Origin of the sequence: Sphingorhabdus profundilacus (assembly GCF_009769755.1) — a bacterium.
Taxonomy (GTDB): Bacteria; Pseudomonadota; Alphaproteobacteria; order Sphingomonadales; family Sphingomonadaceae; genus Sphingorhabdus_B; species Sphingorhabdus_B profundilacus.
On sequence record NZ_SDWJ01000002.1, the window covers coordinates 565,013 to 581,463 of the forward strand.

Here is a 16,451-nt window from a genome sequence, read left to right on the forward strand (position 1 = left end):
GTGACCCAAAATATTGCTCCTACCATTCTGATCGCTAACCGAACCGAAAAGCTGCACTTTCTGGTTGAGGAACTCGCGCTCTCAGCCCAGTTAACAAGCTATGCTACAGATTCCGACATGGCGCGGATGCTCGCTCGCCATGTAGCCATTCGCATTCCAGAATTCATCTGCCACCTGCGACAGCTGCGCAACTGTTTGCCCCTTTCCCCGGCCAGCTTGAAACTAAAAGACACTTTGAACACGTTCGCAGACGAGTTCGATGCGCATATCGCCATCGTACGAAATAAGTTGGCCGCTCATGTTCAGGATATCGACCTTGTTGCACGCACTGAATTATGGGCTTCAATCGATGCTTCAATGGTCGATTATTTCGTCGACGGCGCCTATGAGCTTTGGGATAGCTTGGGCACATTAAATGCACCCGGTCATCAACCTTTCGCGAGTCCCGCAGCGCTGGCCGATCCAAGCGTCGCCTCGGCCCTCAACGTACTTGCGAAAGAGGTAGCCATACCCGTTACATTTGGAACGGACGCCTTGGCGTTTGCGCGGACGAATTCCTCCGTGCTGTTCAACGACACGCTGGTTCATCAACGCGCCGGTCAATTAGCGCTACTGCGTCGCTGGGTACGCTCGGAGCGCAAACTCCTCTCATTGTTTAAGCAATATGCGCCAATTGGGCGCATATTGAAGGCACGGTTGCTTACCGATATCGTAAGCTTTCACGATTGTCTGATCACCCGGCCAGTACAAGCCGGCGCGCCGCAGGAAATGGATGGTCTCGATGCCTTGATTGCCGCTGCAGGCACGAACCCTGTGGCCATTCAGCTATTTGCCACTTCTAATCGCGATGACACGACGATCGATCCTATCCGGCACTTACGTAATCGCATTGGCGGACATCTCGAAATTGACGCTGCAGTTTCGCTCTGCACGCTTATCGCCGAATTGGACGGGTTCGAATTGGCTCAGGCAATTCGCCATTATGCGCGACTTGAAGCGACCTTTATCGAGACTTGCCAACAGGTCCATTTCTTAACCACCCATCTGATGGACGGTCAGGAAGTCAGAGGCACGCTCTTGAAAAGAGGAACTGTGTCACCATTCGATCCGTCGCGCCCCGACATCATCGCCGGTCCGTCGCCGCGACCGACTTATTCGGCCACGGAGATGCAGGGCGAGCTGGAGCGCTGGGAAGATGGAACCGGTCTCTTTGCGGCAAAAGCGCTCGACTATTTTCGCGACGCCTTTTCGCACGCCCCTTTGGCGGAAACGCGCATTTGCACAGAGCACTTGGGGTCGAGCAAACATTTCCATCATTTGGAAATCAGAACATCGCATATGTTCATCCGCGATGCGCTGACAAGTTGCGGTGTCGAGGAAGAGGAAGGCCTGCTTACCCTCATTTCCTACTGCCCTGGCTTTCCTGCTGAACTCACCGAAGTAATGACCGATTATCATCTGACGAGCGGAAGGCCCGCTTCTCCTGCGCTGCTGGAATCGTTAGGGAGGCTCGCGCCATGGTGGCATGAAGCTGCACGCACGATAGTAAAGGACGTCATCGGCGCGCAAACCGGCGCCCAGAGCCTTCTCGCACGCGCCGTGCTGCTGCGAATCTATTTGCGCCAAGAAGGCCCAAAACGAATGAATCGACAACCGAGCCACCCTGAATGGCCGGAAGTGAAAGCACTTATTCTAAATGACATCTCTGCTCCAGATGACCTTGCGGCATTAATCGTGCTGGCCAGCGCATTTATCGGCAAGGACACGGGCAGTTTTGTGCAAAAGTTCAAATCTGAATATCAAGAACTTGTGGACGCAGTGCTCGACACCGCACGGGAACGGCTTGCAGGTACGCTCGACCCGTCTCGTGACGCGAACCTGTGTCATTTGCTCATTAGTGGCCAATTCGCGCAGGCAGTGCAGTGCATTATTACTACCGGTCCAAAGGGCCATGCCGCGGCTAGCAAGAATCTTCTGCTCCATGCATTCGGTCATGGGCTGATTGAGACTGGACGTTCGGCCGCAGAAGGCCCCGCAGTCGCAGAATTGCTGCTGGCGCTTGATGCAAGAGAGGCATCGCTTGGCGTGCTCGAGAGTCTCTGCAAGCGCGAACCAGGCAATGTCGAATATCCACTGCGTCTGGTCGAGATCGTCGTCGCAATCAACGGCATGGCCGAATATGCACGCATTAAGATCCAGCATATCCGTGAGCAATTTAACCTTGAGGCTGCGTCCGAAGAACGTCTCAATGCAGCCGAACGAAAACTGGATGCGCCCTAAATCTAGCTGCTTGCCGCAGGCGAAGGCAGATAGTCTTCGCAACAGCGAACACCAACATTCATGACTTGGATGCCTGATACCGACTGAAACGCCGAAACTGCAATTTGCCAACGAGCAGAGGCTGCCGGCTGCGAGCCTGTTTTAAGATGTAGCGGTCTGCAATCAGCCCAAAACTGCCTTTAGGATAGAATCTGCTCTCACCCGGTATCCGAGGCGAACGGGAAAGCACTGATCGCGCTAGCGGCTGACGAGTGCGACAATATTGGCATAGGCAAAATTGTCGCTCCCCCCTGCAGCTGCCACTGCGCCATTGATCTCGGCAGCCAGCGGCAGCCCGCCGTTGTCCTCGAACAATCGCGGAATCAAGCTTATGGACGCACGACCCACTCCTATCATTGCCCGCTATCTTCGCACGCCCGATGCGGCCGTCCATCTCGGGCTGTCTGCCCGTACCCTCGAAAAGCATCGCTGCTTTGGAACAGGACCGGTTTACCGCAAGCTCGGCGGACGCATTGTCTATCTGATCGCCGATCTTGATGCCTGGGCCGAGCTCGGTCTACGCTGCTCGACCAGCGATCCCGGCAGGGGTGTTGTCCATCCCGCCAAGCGGATCGACGGCTATACCGGCCCGGTCCGACGCTGATCCGTTCGATGCAGCGCACAACGACATTCCCGGCTATTGACGCGCAACCCGATTTTTTCGTCGGGGCAGGCAGCGGCATCGCCGTGCGAGACTCACAGGATCTCATGGCATGGCCCTTCTTCAGCCTTGCCAAATCGAAGCGGGTTCGACCGATCGATTTCCGGATGGGAGATATCTCGATTCTCGTCGAGGCGACCGCCGAACATGGTATGGCAACAATCTGGGATGCCGATGTCCTGATCTGGGTTGCGAGCCAGATCGTCGAAGCGCGCGATGCTGGCCGCCCGACTTCGCGGCTAATAGCCGCCACACCGCATGAGATCCTCGCTTTCACCCGGCGCGGCACGGGTAAAGCAAGCTATGACCGGCTCAAGGCCGGGCTGGACCGCTTGCAGTCGACGACGATCGCGACCTCGATCCGCCAGCGTGACGCACGACGGCGGCACCGCTTCTCCTGGATCAATGAATGGAAGGAATGCCTCGATGGTTCTGGTCGCGCGCGCGGCATCGAGATGATCATTCCAGACTGGTTTTACGAAGCTGTGATCGATCAGGCACTCATCCTTACCATCAATTCTGCCTATTTTTCGCTGACGGGCGGGCTCGAACGCTGGCTATACCGCCTCGTGCGCAAGCATGGTGGCAGACAGAAAGGTGGCTGGAGCTTTGACTTCCAGCATCTTTATCTCAAATCAGCTGTGCTTTCGCCGATGAAGCGCTTCGCCTTCGAACTGCGCGACATCGTCAGACGCCAGGCGCTCCCGGGATATACTCTGAGGATCGAATATGCCCATGGCCGTGAGCGGCTGAACTTCGTCGCCATTCCCGTCGATCCGTTCGATGAAGCGATGCGGCGCGTCGGCCTTCGCCTTGTGGACAAGTCATGATGCTACACGGACTATCAGGAACCACCACATCCGGACGATCAGGAACCCGATCTTCGGACCATCGGGAACCGAATTGCGCGAAAAAGGCGCAGAGACCGGAGCTTCACGGCGCCCTTAACTTAGCTAACACAGAATCCTTCGGATTCTTGCTAACGCCAACGCGCTTGGCGAACGACAAAGGACAGCCATTTCTGGCACCGTCCTGCGAACTGCCCGGCGATAGCTCTCAACTGACGCAGGTGACGCTTGTCTGGCAAAAAGGCTGGCGCGAGGACTGGCTCAAATTCGGCAAGCCTGTGGCCAGCCTGATCGTCGACCGCAGGCAGCGCAAGGAGTTCTATTCGGCAGGCCAGGTGTTCGGTCTGGTCTGCTGGGCAGCCAATGATTTTGGTACGGTGCGTTCATCGTTACACATTGTTCGTGCCGTTTGCGCGGGCGAGGCCGTGATCCCCGTTCCGCAGGTTGATCCAGGCGGGGACCTTTTGCTTTCCGCTTTTGGCTGGCCCAAAGTTGCGCGCGTCTTCCGCCTAATCGACGCGATCGAAGCGTCGGGCATCGACCCGTGCGACGTAGCACCCGATCACTGGCGACATATTCACAACCGGCTTGCAGCGCGTGAAACACCGCGAAGCTATTCACCTGCGCGCCACCGCGCGTGGCTCCAACGCAAAGCGCTGACACGGTGACGCAGCGGCGCTTCCTGATCGCCGCTGTTGTCGCTGCCGCAACTCTCGGTACGCTTGCCCTGCCGGTCGCGCGTTTTGCCGTGTGGAATACCACGCCAAGCGTTCCAACCGGGCTTTATGCTGTTCGCGGCACAGCGAGCCTGCACGTGGGCGAGCGCGTTGCCGTCGAACCTCCGGCTAAACTGCGGAACCTGCTGGCACAGCGCCGCTATCTTCCGATCGGTATTCCGCTGATTAAACGCATTGCTGCCGTCCGGGGCCAGCGCGTCTGCCGGTTTGCACACGGCGTCACCATCGACGGAAAGTTTGCAGGTGTCGCGCGTGCCCGCGACCGTCTCGGTCGCACACTGCCCGCCTGGTCGGGCTGCCATATGCTTGGCGCCGACGAACTGTTTCTCATGAACCCGGCAGTGCCTGACAGTTTCGACGGTCGCTATTTTGGTGTGCTTCGCATGACCGATGTGATCGGTCGCGCCACCCCGGTGTTGACCGATGAGGTGGGTAATGGCCGCCACATCTGGTTCGCCAGCCCAGGCGCTTCATATTCTGCCCCCAATACCCAAGGAGACTGACACATGCATATTGGTAAATTCACGGCCACAGATGGCGGCTTTGTCGGACGTCTGCACATGCTCATGATCGACATCGATATCAGCCTAGTTCCGGCAGAACAGTCCGACAGCGAGCACGCACCGGACTTCCGCGTGATTGCCGGACCGGATGACGAGGCACGTGAAATCGGAGCGGGCTGGAAGCATATTGGCGAGAAAGCCGGTGATTATGTCACCGTCTTGCTGGACGATCCGATGTTCATCCAGCCGCTGCGCGCAAACCTGTTCAGGAGCGACAACAACGATCATGCGCTTGTTTGGTCGCGCCCGTCCCGGCGCGACGCTGCGAGTTGAGCGATGCGCAGATTTGTTCGATATGCCGTCATTCTCGCTGCTTTTGCCCTGGGTGAAACCCAGCCAGCGTTCGGGCAGGACGTAGCAGAGCACGCCTCGCGGCGCGTAATCGACATTGCGGCGCACGTCGCCGAAGCCGCACAGCGTTTCGGCATTCCCGAACATTGGATCTACGCCGTGATGCGCACCGAAAGCGCGGGCCGGATCGGCGCTGTCTCTTCAGCTGGAGCAATGGGTCTGATGCAACTCATGCCCGGAACCTGGGAGCGCCAGCGCACCCGTTTCGGGCTTGGAACCGACCCGTTCGATCCGCGCGACAACATCATGGCAGGTACCAGCTATCTTCGCGAAATGTATGACAGCTATGGCACGCCGGGCTTTCTTGCAGCCTATAATGCGGGCCCTGGCCGTTATCAGGACTGGCGGGATCGTGGCCGACCATTGCCTGCCGAAACCCGTTCTTATGTCGCCAAAATCGCTCCAATGCTTCAATCCGGCAGCGGACCAACTGTCGTTGCCAGCGCGCAAATATTGCAGGCTGATCGCATATCCTGGACACAAAGCCAGCTGTTTGCCGGTCGTAGCGATGCAGTCCCGGACTGGTCCAGCGACGGTGCTCCCGCCGCGCCAGCGCCTTCCCTGCCGCATTTGCCTGCTCCACCTGATCGTCAAAACGGGCTGTTCGTTGCCGTTTCGAAGAAACGTCCACAATGATCGCTGCATTACATCCTTGGCGGATCATGGAGTGGATCGGCGCAGGCTTGTCGTATTTGAAGGTCATGGAGAGGAAGGCAGATTTTCGATGGCAAGATAAAAGCACCGCCGTCGGTTGGGGTGCAGGATATTGGAATTACACGAAAAACTGCGCCAGCCCTTTGCCGGCCGTGCTGGCAGCTGACCGTGAAAATGGCTCAATTCTGGCCTTTTCAGCGCCGTCGCGCCGACACATCAGACAATTCCTGTGAGCGATGACGATTTCGAAATCAGGCCCGGGCGCGTTCGGGATCGCAGCAGCCGGTCGGCAAAGCCAAAGTCGCTCGCCTCCCAGATCCGCGCACTGTCAAACAAATCGGGTTATGTTGGCATCACCGGTCACCGGGGACGCGCTACCGGGCGTCATGCCCGTGGCCGAAGTGCCGCGCTCGCGATACGAGCTCATCGCGGACAGCGCCGGGTACTCGTCAAGGCGCGCGTGGTCCGGCATCATGGTTCGCGTTTCTCGGCCGCGCCGCTTTTGCGGCACATCGCCTATCTGAAACGTGAGGGCGTCAGCCGGGACGGAGCCGATGCCGCGATGTTTGGCAATCATGATGAGCGAGCGGATGGCACCAGCTTTGCCGAACGCTGCGCCGATGACCGGCATCACTTTCGATTCATCGTCTCTCCGGAAGATGCAGGCGAGCTAGCTGATGTCCGGGCGTTCACCCGCGAGTTGCTAAGCGACATGGAGGCCGATCTCGGTACGCGTCTCGACTGGGTCGCTGTCGATCACTGGAACACCGACAACCCCCACATCCATATCCTGCTACGCGGAAAGACCGAAAACGGCCAGGATCTCGTCATCGACAAGGATTATATCCGCGAAGGGATGCGCGGCCGCGCCGAGGCACGCGTCACTGTCGAACTTGGCCTTCGCAGCGAACATCAAATCGATCAGGCATTGGCGCGCGAAGTTACTGCGGATCGTCTGACCAGTCTCGACCGGCGGCTACAGCGCATGGCTGATAATCTTGGCGGCGTCATCGATCTGCGCCCTGCCCCGCCGCGCCCTCAATCTTCGATGGACCGCCATCTGATCGGCCGCGCGGCCAAGCTCGAACGTCTGGGGCTTGCGACCAGAATCGCGGCTGCTTGCTGGACGCTCAAGCATAACCTCGAACCGACGTTGCGCCAACTCGGCGTTCGCGGCGACATCATCAAAGCCATGCATCATGCCATGAATGGTGTCGGCATCAACGCAGATCCCGGACGCTTCTTTATCCACCTGAATGCGGTCGAAGAGCCGGTCATCGGCCGCCTTGTAGAACGTGGGCTGCACGACGAACTAACGGGGGAGGCCTATGCAGTGATCGATGGCGCTGATGGGCAGGTGCATCATTTGCGTTTCGGTGACCTTGACCTCAGCAGCGATGCTACTCCCGGAGCGATCGTTGAACTCAAGAGTTGGACCGACCGGCGCGGACGGCCGGGACAATCGCTTTGGGTCCAGTCCGATCTGCCACTGGACGAGCAGATTATCGCGCGAGGGTGTACATGGCTCGACCGGCAGTTGGTGTCGTCTGATCCGGTGCAGTCACTGGGTGGCTTTGGCAGCGCAATCGAACAAGCCAAGGCAGACCGGACAGAATATCTTATATCGCAAGGCCTCGCTGCGCGTCGCGGCGGCCGGGTCGTCATGGACCGGGGACTATTAAGCACATTGCGTTCGCGCGAACTGGCAGAGGCCTGCGGCGCGATCACTGCCCAAACCGGACTGCCGCATCGTCCAAGCGCCGAAGGCGATGTGGTGTCTGGCATCTACCGTGAGCGCTTACAATTGGCCACGGGGCGGTTCGCCATGATCGACGATGGTCTGTGCTTTGAGCTTGTTCCCTGGCGACCGCAACTCGATAGGCAACTGGGACAACATATATCGGGAATAGTGAAAGCTGGTGGCGGGATTGACTGGACGCTTGGTAGGTCACGGACATTAGGTGTCTGAAAGTCAGATCTTCGCTGGCTCGTCTCGTAACTCGGAGGCGAGCATTTGCACGATGGCAGGATAAGGGTCGATTTCAAGTTGCTGTTTTACTATGTGGCGCGCCAGATAATATTCTTGGAACGCACGGTGGGTAAATCGCAGCGGCACCGAGCCGCGAAATTTCTGCGTTACTGGATTGAAGAAAGTGACGGCGATTGCTGCAGATAAATCTCGACATCTTATCCGAAAAATATCGGACGCGAGTTCGAGGAGGCGGTCAGAGTCCAATGTTTCAAGCAGCCTGATCTCGCTATTTTGCAGTTCAATCATTTCGCCCGCAGCTCGCTCCATCAACGCTTCCATGTCATCGATATAGGCATCGCGATCCGTTACGGGGCAAATAGTGTTGCGTGCTGACCGCAGATCCCTCGCCAGCTTGGCGAAGCTCCATTGGTTTAGAATCGCAACACGCGTGTCGGCAGGATTCGCGCCAGAGGCTACCAAGTCGAGTATCATGCGAAGGAAGAAGGGATGGGTAAGAAGCTCTTCAGGCCAGCCCGTTGGTTGGTCTGACGCAATGACATCATACAGATGCTTGAGTCCGGGGTTGTCTGGTTTCTGCCTCTGGATCTTAACAACCAGCGCGCCAACTTCCTTTCGAGTCCACGGTAATACTTCCAACAACTTCATATTGCGCACACCGCCGCCTCGTTGACTCAGCTCCTTGAAAAGATGATCGATGTTTCCGAAGGTCGCTCGAAAATGCTCTTCGCGCGTGGTCAGTACAATCTTGCAGCGCAATTCAGTCAGCATGCTGGCAAATCGCGTAATCTCGTCTGGTGTCGCAAGCGCGCGATTTTCATCAAGTGCGTCGATGATGAGCGTTCGTTCGGAATTTTCCGACGATAGCATTGCACGCAGAACTGGACCTCCCAGGCGCTGGTACTGCGCCCTCTCATCAACATCATAATCGTCGAACAGGTGCAGAGCTTCGATAATCCGCGACATGAGGACATTGGTGCCAAATTCGCCGCGGCGCGGTTCGACGTTGGCTGCGGGCACATAAATGACCCCATTGGGCCATTCACGTGCGGCATGAAGTGCTGCACTTGTCTTGCCGCTTCCAAACAGACCGGTAAGCAGCGTCCATTGGTGCGATTTGGCCTTACCCAACATCTGCGCCAGTCGTGTCGGCTTGGCAGTCTGGTCACGTTTGATATCGGCTGATTGGCCGCGATTGAGCTTCAGTTCTCCAACTTGCAGCGGAATCACGTCGACATATTCGCTGCCACTTTCGAACAGTGCGTCAAACTCCGCTAGGAATCTCACTGTCTGTTCGCTCAGGCGCTCATCGATCATCTCGCGCAAGCGCTTCTCGATAGCGCTCAAGCATTGTATACGATCCCATTGCGCTACGGTTTTAGCCTTGTTCCGAACCTTCAGTGTTTCCAACGCAGCATCGATTGTGCGAGCAGCGTCCCGATTGCGACCATCACGACTATGGACCAACACATAGTGATCGGTCTTGAGTTCAGAATTCGCGAACTTTTCAATCGAAGCGAGGATCTGGCTGACATGCGAATCCGATAGCCCTTCAGATGCGAAAAAGCCTTTGGCTTGTATGACGACCTCCAGCTGGTCATCGTCAGTTTGCGCAATGAGGTCACAACCGGCTGCGTCATAGCTTCCAAGGCTGCGAGGGCGAACAAGACCTGGCCAGATCGACCGAAGGACAGGGAGCAGCAAGGTCTCGAAATCGTGGCCCTTCACTGCGAGAATTTCGCCAGCGAGTTGTTTCCAGGCAGTAGTGCTTTGCGTTGATGACATTCTGACCCCACGATAGCTTTACCAACAAACGGTCGTGGAGCAATCATAGCTATTATCTGGCTAGGGCATTCCTTCGATTGGGCATTCGCTGGACCGGTGAGTCCGCGCCGAATCCGAACAGTCTTGACATTCGCACCAGATGATGCGTATAAACGCATCAGGAGACACGGAAATGGCAAGTGTAGCAATCACAGATCGCGCAGGTCCCGCCGCCATGGCCTTGCAGAACTTCGCGAGCGATAGCGACCGTAAACGCCTGACCGGTGCCGCGATCAAGGCCGTTTTGCGCCTGATCGACAGTTGGGGCGGAAGCAATGCCGAAGGTGCAGCGCTTCTGGGCGTTTCCGAAAGCACCTGGGACCGGATGAAAGCTGGCAAGTGGGATGGCACGTTGAGCCAGGACCAGTTGACCCGCGCCTCAGCGTTGATCGGTGTGTTCAAAGGGTTGCATCTGCTGTTTGCCGACGGCATGGCGGACCGCTGGCCGCGTCTTGCCAATCGTGCGCCGGTCTTTGACCGCAAGTCGCCGATTGAAGCGATGATCGAAGGTGGCATCCCGCGTATGCTCGAGACCCGGCAATATGTAGACGCGCTGCGTGGCGGGCTCTGAAGCTGGCCCAGCACTGCCACTGGTGCGCGAAGCCTTTCCGCGCACCATCAGGCTCGTGGCAAGCGCGCGGCTGCGCGATCCTGTGCTTGCCCCGCTGGTGGACGCGGCCGAGGATATGGACCTTCTTGCAGAGATCGAAGGGGCGACCAGCGGAAGACTGGTTGCTGAAGAACGCGGCCTGGGCGGTATAAGCGACGATGAACTGGTTCACGGCGTACCTCATGCCAAGTTCATCAATGCGAGTTTTGCTTATGCCAAGCCCCGAGAACCCATGCGCTTCAATCCAGCTGATCGGGGCGCATGGTACGCTGCTCTGGTTATTGAGACCTGCATTGCCGAAGTCGGTTATCATTTGACCAAAGCGCTCGAAGATGCCGGCGATTACAACGCGGTCGTCGAATATGGCGAGATGCTTGCCAGCATGTCGGGGGTCTTCATCGATTTGCGTGGGGCGCCAGAGCACCCGGCGCTCGATCCCGATCCCACCAAAGGCTATGCTGCGGGCAATGCTGTAGCTGCCGGGGCTCGGGCCGAAGGTCATAATGGTATCATCTATCCATCGGTCAGGCATGAAGGTGGCACCTGCATTGCCGCTTTATGGCCGAATGTCGTCCAGTCGGTCGTTCAGGGCGCTATGGTACGCCTGACATGGAGCGGATCTCCGGAATACCGAACCGAAACCTTATAGGTTGATACGCCCGCGCTTGCTGATCCTGCGCCAGCCTTTCCACGAAAATCAATTGCCCTTGCAACTACACGCACGCTGCCTTGACTGATCTCCCAAACTGCAGGAGCCAACGCCGTGACAGCCGCAAAAATTCTCTGGGGCCAGATACTGGCTGTCACATTCATCATCCTGACAGGCGTCTGGGCAGCGACGCAGTGGACGGCATCTGCACTCGGGTTCCAGACTGAACTCGGGCAACCATGGTTCAATTTATGGGGTCATCCGGTCTACCGGCCATACGACCTGTTCTGGTGGTGGTTTTCCTATGACGCTTATGCGCCACATGTGTTCGATACCGGAGGACTTATCGCGACTTCAGGCGGGTTCGTCGCAATCATGGTCGCGATTTTTATGTCGGTCTGGCGCGGCCGAGAGACAAACAGTTCCAGCACTTATGGTTCAGCGCATTGGGCGACACGCCGCGACATCATCCGTGCCGGACTTTTTGCCGAACAGGGCGTGGTGCTTGGCAAGTTCAACAACAGCTACCTGCGGCATGATGGGCCAGAGCATGTGCTCTGTTTTGCGCCGACCCGTTCTGGCAAAGGTGTCGGGCTGGTCATACCGACCCTGCTTACCTGGGCGGGCTCGGCAATAGTCCACGACATCAAGGGCGAGAACTGGAGCCTGACTGCCGGATTTCGCGCAGGCTTCAGCCGCGTTATCCTGTTCGATCCGACCAATTTACAGTCCGCTGCCTATAATCCACTGCTTGAAGTGCGCCGCGGTATCCGGGAGGTCCGCGACGTCCAGAATGTTGCCGACATACTCGTCGACCCCGAAGGCAGTCTCGAAAAGCGCAACCATTGGGAAAAGACCAGCCATGCTTTGCTGGTCGGTGCAATTCTCCATGTACTCTACGCAGAGTCTGATAAAACACTGCCCGGTGTTGCCGCATTCCTGTCCGATCCCGGCCGCAGTATCGAAACGACGCTCAAGGCAATGATGAGCACGCCGCATCTGGGCGAGGCAGGTCCACATCCGGTTGTCGCAAGTGCTGCGCGCGAATTGCTGAACAAGTCGGAGAACGAGCGATCAGGTGTGCTCTCGACCGCCATGTCATTCCTTGGGCTTTACCGCGATCCAGTGATCGCAGAAGTAACCAGCCGTTCGGCTTGGCGCATCGCCGATCTCGTTGACGCGAAGTGCCCAGCGACGCTCTATCTGGTCGTGCCGCCGTCGGACATCAGCCGAACAAAGCCCTTGATCCGTCTGATCCTCAACCAGATCGGGCGGCGGTTGACCGAGGAATTGGAAGCCGGACGCGACCGGCACCGGCTGCTGCTTATGCTCGATGAATTTCCGGCGCTTGGGCGTCTGGACTTTTTCGAAAGCGCGCTTGCGTTCATGGCAGGCTACCGCATCAAAGCATTTCTGATCGCCCAGTCGCTCAACCAGATCGAGCGAGCTTATGGCGCCAATAACGCGATCCTGGACAACTGTCATGTCAGGGTGGCGTTTGCGACCAACGATGAACGTACTGCGAAACGGGTATCGGAATCTTTGGGGACTGCAACTGAGCAACGGGCAATGAAGAATTATGCCGGCCATAGGCTGTCGCCATGGCTCGGCCACCTCATGATCTCTCGCTCCGAAACCTCGCGGCCGCTCCTCACCCAGGGCGAGATGCTCCAGCTGCCGGATACGGACGAGATTGTGATGGTATCGGGAGCGCCCCCGGTCCGGGCAAAGAAGGCGCGCTATTACGCCGACCCTCGCTTACAAAGTCGGATCATAAAGCCGCCGAAGCCGACTGTTCATATGCGCGTAGGGCTGCCCTCGGATGACTGGAGCGCGTTAGCTGTAATTAAAGCACCCCGGAGGTTGGCCTCCAAAGATACTGTGGCGCCAGATGAAGCAAATGGCGGGTTGCGCCGCGAACCCGAATTGCCAGTGCATGTCGAGATCGCGCCTCAGACGAAATCGCGGATCAACGAGTTTGACTTTGGGGGCACCAATGGCGCGGCCGATGACGCCGCGCGGTCAGAACGACTTCGCAGCCGAATGACCGCTAATGCTCGTCAGGCTGCCCTTGATCCTGGCGATGGGATCGAGCTGTGAAATCGAAACATACTTTCCGGCTCTCACCAGAAGTAGCCCGATACCTATCCGATTATGCGGCGCGAAAGCGCGTGTCTCAGGCTGAGCTTGTTGAAGCGGCTCTGGTCTCATTCCTGTCGCCCGATGGATCGGAGCGAATGGAGGCGGCATTCAGCAGGCGCATCGATCGGGTGATGCGCCAGATAGAAAATCTGGACCGGAGCGTCGAAATTGGGAATGAGGCTTTGGCGTTGTTCGTTCGTTTTTGGCTGACGGCCAACCCACCTTTGCCCGACAGTGCAGTCGCGGCTGCGCAGGCACAGGGCAAAGAGAGATATGATAGTTTTTTGGAAGCGCTAATGCGCAGGCTAGGCACCGCTGAGCGGCTTGTTCGCTAAGTCAGATATCGCTAACAATGCGGACGAAGGGGGTCAAACTGCCTCCAAAACAGCTGCCGTAAGTTCACGTGCTGGACTAAACAAATTCGATGGCCCGAACTAGCAGAAGTGCCCAGTAACTTTCGGGTATTAAGCAACGGGTAAACTCTCGTTTCGCCACTCGCAGCTAAACCGGTTGCTCGATCACAATTTAATTTGGTTGATTGTCGATATCCGTTATTCGGCGCCGAAGCCTGGAAAATCCAGCTGCTCTCCGAAAGTGGGGAATAACTTCGACGCCTTATCGTTGAGCAATGCTTCGCAAAGTCCCGGTGCGCTAGCAAAGTGGTCAAGAACATTATTCGGGTAAAGCGATCGCTCTATGTCAACGATACGTGCGAAGGAATGTTCGTTAAGCTCTCGCTCTATAAAGCTCTGAAGGCTAGGACCAGGCCGAAAACCCCAAAGCAGAATGCGCCGCGAGGCGCGCAGCAAATTCCCGTCAATTGAGGGATTTGGAAGCAGGTTGACGTCGATGGATCGTTTGTTGATCCGCTCTAAATATCCTGGGAGAGCATGCAATCGCTTCTTCCCGATTTCGTAGCAAATTGCGTCGCAGTCGAAAAATGTGGTGTGAACAAGATCTGCCAGCGATTTCACTTGAACCAGGCCGACGGCCGCAGCCCAAGTGTTGGGTAGCGACCAAAAATCAACCTTCCAGTGCGGGTGGATCGACGAGAAACCGCCAAATCTGTTTGGTGTCGCGCCTATCTTCAATGCAAGCGCAGCTACATCTTCCGGTGTCGCGTCAACAACAAGGTCAATGTCGGATCTAAAGCCAACCTTGCCGCGGCGCGCGATGTCGCGGACTAGGCCGCCAATAATGGCTATGGGACCCAAGGGCTCGAACTGCGTTGAAATAATCTCCCGAAGGCGTCGAATTGGCAACGCATCTTCGCGGAGATAATCGTCGATGCGTCGCTTAAGCGTGGGAAGGGTCGCCGCAGGCTGCACCTAGGTCATGTCCTTCAAATCTTCCCAGAGCTTCATCGTGAAAGTGTCTGTCATGCCCGAGATCATATCCGTAAGTAGGCGCAGTTCGCGGTAGCGAACCGAAGCTGCGATGCCTTCTGAGCTTGCAGAACGCGACGCGTCTTCGAGGTAGTTTTGACTTATGAGGGCAAACACGTATTTGTTCTTAGCGCCTGAGCGCCGAGCTAGGATGTCGTCGAACTTTTCATGCGGTCTGTCGTGAATTGCCTCCCAGAACGTCGTCATCAGCCCATCGATGGCCTCCGCCCCTCGCGCCTCCATGCGCAACACACCCGGATTGCTGAAGGCATGTTGGACGGCAAGCGCCTTCAGCTTTTCGCAAAGAGGACTGTCATCCATGAGCGGCGCAACGTGTGTAAAGTCGTTTACCGCCTGACCAGCTGCAACAAAGTTGTCGCTGGCATGGTCAATAAGTGCGTCAATGAAATAGGCCCGCAAATAGCCAATTTTGATGTCTCTCGCGAGCTCTGGTCGCCGACTGGCGGCGTCAACTTCATCGAACTTCGCACGCGTCTTTGCTACGACTGCGTGACCGGCTGTGCCGACATCCGCTATAAGGCTAGCGATAACGTCATCCGGGGAAATAACGCCCTTCTTCATTGCATCATCGACGTCGAGCACGGAGTAGGCAATGTCATCGCAGGCTTCCATAATCCAAGTCAGCGGATGGCGCTGGCGCTCCTTGAGACCCGTCACTGCGCGGAGCATCTCGACTAAGGTTCGCTCCGATTCAAAATACCCATACTTCTTTGTTATTGGATTGCCCTTAACGCGATTGGGAGCTCCAACGGGATACTTTATCGCGGCGATCAGTGTAGCGTAGGTCAAATCTAGGCCGAGGTGGGCAATGTTCGTCTGGAGCTTGGAAACCAACCGCAAAGTCTGGGGATTCCCGTCGAACTCCAAAAATTCTTTGTGGAGCTCTTTCGGGATGGCGACGGGCAATCCCTCACCCTTATCGCTATGGTTTGTGAATATCCATTGCCTCTGTTGGAACCAACGCCCGATTGCCGTTTCGCCTTGATGGCCAAATGCCGGGTTGCCCAGGTCATGGGCCAACCCGATCGCCGAAAGCATGGGTTGCACGACTTGGTGTAAATCAGCGCCTATGAATAGATCGGGATTCGCGGCGTAGATGCGCGTCCCGATTGAGCGAGCGAGATTGGCCACCTCGTGGGAATGCGTGAGCCTAGTTCGCACTCCGTCGTTTTCGTCCATCGGCCACACCTGTGTCTTGTCGGACAATCGCCTCACAGGTGTTGAGAACAGCAGTCGATCATAGTCCTGTTGGAACCTAGACCGCACATCATCCAGCTTCTCCGCCTCATTTGCGGGGTCGCCCGCACGTCTGTCCGACCATATTGTTGTCATCCGAATCCATCACCGCTACGTTTCATTGCAACAAGGCGATAGGCGTCGACGTGGGCCTTTCCAAGCTGCACTTGATCTTCTGCAGCATTCTTCGCAAACCTATTGGGTACGCGACGAAGCTAGGTCACAAACTTAACCGCTAAAACTGCGTCAGTAACAATGAAGCTAAAGAGGGCAGGTCATCGGATTGCAGCACCAGTTTGTTGTCCTACGTTCGCTCAATCCCGCCGATTTGGAGTCTCATTCTGTGTCGCGCTAGTGAACCATGCAATTATTCCACGAGGAAAATGAGCTAGCGAGAGTCGCTGCAACCTGGTGAAGCAATGCTGTTGCGTGGAAAGCCAACTCGCTATAGTTATCCAAAA

General features: G+C 56.9%; 16 protein-coding genes. 13 read left to right on the forward strand and 3 right to left on the reverse strand.

The annotated features are described in order from the left end of the window. From EUU23_RS10515 to EUU23_RS10555, 9 genes are all read left to right on the forward strand, one after another. Entirely contained in the window at positions 1–2,280 is a 2,280-nt protein-coding gene (locus tag EUU23_RS10515) for a hypothetical protein (protein WP_160354072.1), read from the forward strand. A gap of 370 nt (positions 2,281–2,650) precedes the next feature. After that, entirely contained in the window at positions 2,651–2,923 is a 273-nt protein-coding gene (locus tag EUU23_RS10520; protein WP_160354073.1) for a helix-turn-helix transcriptional regulator, read from the forward strand. Positions 2,924–2,931: 8 nt separating this feature from the next. Then, positions 2,932–3,810 (forward strand): replication initiator protein A, encoded by an 879-nt coding sequence (locus EUU23_RS10525; protein ID WP_160354074.1) that lies wholly within the window; start codon positions 2,932–2,934, stop codon positions 3,808–3,810. Positions 3,811–3,974: 164 nt separating this feature from the next. Continuing rightward, the gene (locus EUU23_RS10530; RefSeq protein ID WP_246156424.1) at positions 3,975–4,496 is read left to right on the forward strand and encodes a DUF2840 domain-containing protein; all 522 of its coding nucleotides are present in this window, start codon (positions 3,975–3,977) and stop codon (positions 4,494–4,496) included. Further along, a complete protein-coding gene (locus EUU23_RS10535) occupies positions 4,493–5,068 on the forward strand; it encodes a S26 family signal peptidase (protein WP_160354075.1) in 576 nt (191 codons plus the stop codon). Before EUU23_RS10530 ends, EUU23_RS10535 begins: the two co-directional genes overlap by 4 nt. A 3-nt stretch (positions 5,069–5,071) precedes the next feature. After that, positions 5,072–5,401: a DUF736 domain-containing protein gene (locus EUU23_RS10540; RefSeq protein WP_160354076.1), complete on the forward strand. Its 330-nt coding sequence runs from the start codon at positions 5,072–5,074 to the stop codon at positions 5,399–5,401. Positions 5,402–5,404: 3 nt separating this feature from the next. Next, positions 5,405–6,115 carry a lytic transglycosylase domain-containing protein gene (locus EUU23_RS10545; RefSeq protein ID WP_160354077.1) on the forward strand — a complete coding sequence of 237 codons (711 nt, stop codon included), beginning with the start codon at positions 5,405–5,407 and terminating at the stop codon, positions 6,113–6,115. 26 nt (positions 6,116–6,141) lie between these two features. After that, on the forward strand, positions 6,142–6,366 hold the full coding sequence (locus EUU23_RS10550) for a hypothetical protein (protein WP_160354078.1): 225 nt from the start codon (positions 6,142–6,144) through the stop codon (positions 6,364–6,366). Next, positions 6,363–8,102: a relaxase/mobilization nuclease domain-containing protein gene (locus tag EUU23_RS10555; protein ID WP_425505111.1), complete on the forward strand. Its 1,740-nt coding sequence runs from the start codon at positions 6,363–6,365 to the stop codon at positions 8,100–8,102. The genes EUU23_RS10550 and EUU23_RS10555 overlap by 4 nt, the downstream gene beginning before the upstream one ends. A gap of 3 nt (positions 8,103–8,105) precedes the next feature. Here EUU23_RS10555 and EUU23_RS10560 read toward each other — a convergent pair whose 3' ends face one another. Further along, a complete protein-coding gene (locus tag EUU23_RS10560) occupies positions 8,106–9,449 on the reverse strand; it encodes an NACHT domain-containing protein (protein WP_218939590.1) in 1,344 nt (447 codons plus the stop codon). Positions 9,450–10,080: 631 nt separating this feature from the next. Here EUU23_RS10560 and EUU23_RS10565 point away from each other — a divergent pair. From EUU23_RS10565 to EUU23_RS10580, 4 genes are all read left to right on the forward strand, one after another. Beyond that, positions 10,081–10,518 carry an antitoxin Xre-like helix-turn-helix domain-containing protein gene (locus EUU23_RS10565; RefSeq protein WP_246156425.1) on the forward strand — a complete coding sequence of 146 codons (438 nt, stop codon included), beginning with the start codon at positions 10,081–10,083 and terminating at the stop codon, positions 10,516–10,518. After that, complete coding sequence (locus EUU23_RS10570; RefSeq protein WP_160354080.1) at positions 10,505–11,206, forward strand: RES domain-containing protein; 702 nt, start codon at positions 10,505–10,507, stop codon at positions 11,204–11,206. Before EUU23_RS10565 ends, EUU23_RS10570 begins: the two co-directional genes overlap by 14 nt. 114 nt (positions 11,207–11,320) lie before the next feature. After that, complete coding sequence (locus EUU23_RS10575) at positions 11,321–13,306, forward strand: IncP-type conjugal transfer protein TraG (RefSeq protein WP_160354081.1); 1,986 nt, start codon at positions 11,321–11,323, stop codon at positions 13,304–13,306. Then, the gene (locus EUU23_RS10580; RefSeq protein WP_160354082.1) at positions 13,303–13,683 is read left to right on the forward strand and encodes a CopG family transcriptional regulator; all 381 of its coding nucleotides are present in this window, start codon (positions 13,303–13,305) and stop codon (positions 13,681–13,683) included. Before EUU23_RS10575 ends, EUU23_RS10580 begins: the two co-directional genes overlap by 4 nt. Before the next feature lie 216 nt (positions 13,684–13,899). Here EUU23_RS10580 and EUU23_RS10585 read toward each other — a convergent pair whose 3' ends face one another. Then, the gene (locus tag EUU23_RS10585; protein WP_160354083.1) at positions 13,900–14,676 is read right to left on the reverse strand and encodes a hypothetical protein; all 777 of its coding nucleotides are present in this window, start codon (positions 14,674–14,676) and stop codon (positions 13,900–13,902) included. After that, a complete protein-coding gene (locus EUU23_RS10590) occupies positions 14,677–16,086 on the reverse strand; it encodes a deoxyguanosinetriphosphate triphosphohydrolase family protein (protein WP_160354084.1) in 1,410 nt (469 codons plus the stop codon). Positions 16,087–16,451: the final 365 nt, after the last annotated feature.

Coding starts and splice junctions, on each gene's coding strand:
- EUU23_RS10590 (WP_160354084.1), bottom strand. CDS start 16,086: ATGACAACAATATGGTCGGACAGACGTGCGGGCGACCCCGCAAATGAG.
- EUU23_RS10550 (WP_160354078.1), top strand. CDS start 6,142: ATGGAGTGGATCGGCGCAGGCTTGTCGTATTTGAAGGTCATGGAGAGG.
- EUU23_RS10525 (WP_160354074.1), top strand. CDS start 2,932: ATGCAGCGCACAACGACATTCCCGGCTATTGACGCGCAACCCGATTTT.
- EUU23_RS10540 (WP_160354076.1), top strand. CDS start 5,072: ATGCATATTGGTAAATTCACGGCCACAGATGGCGGCTTTGTCGGACGT.
- EUU23_RS10520 (WP_160354073.1), top strand. CDS start 2,651: ATGGACGCACGACCCACTCCTATCATTGCCCGCTATCTTCGCACGCCC.
- EUU23_RS10545 (WP_160354077.1), top strand. CDS start 5,405: ATGCGCAGATTTGTTCGATATGCCGTCATTCTCGCTGCTTTTGCCCTG.
- EUU23_RS10565 (WP_246156425.1), top strand. CDS start 10,081: ATGGCAAGTGTAGCAATCACAGATCGCGCAGGTCCCGCCGCCATGGCC.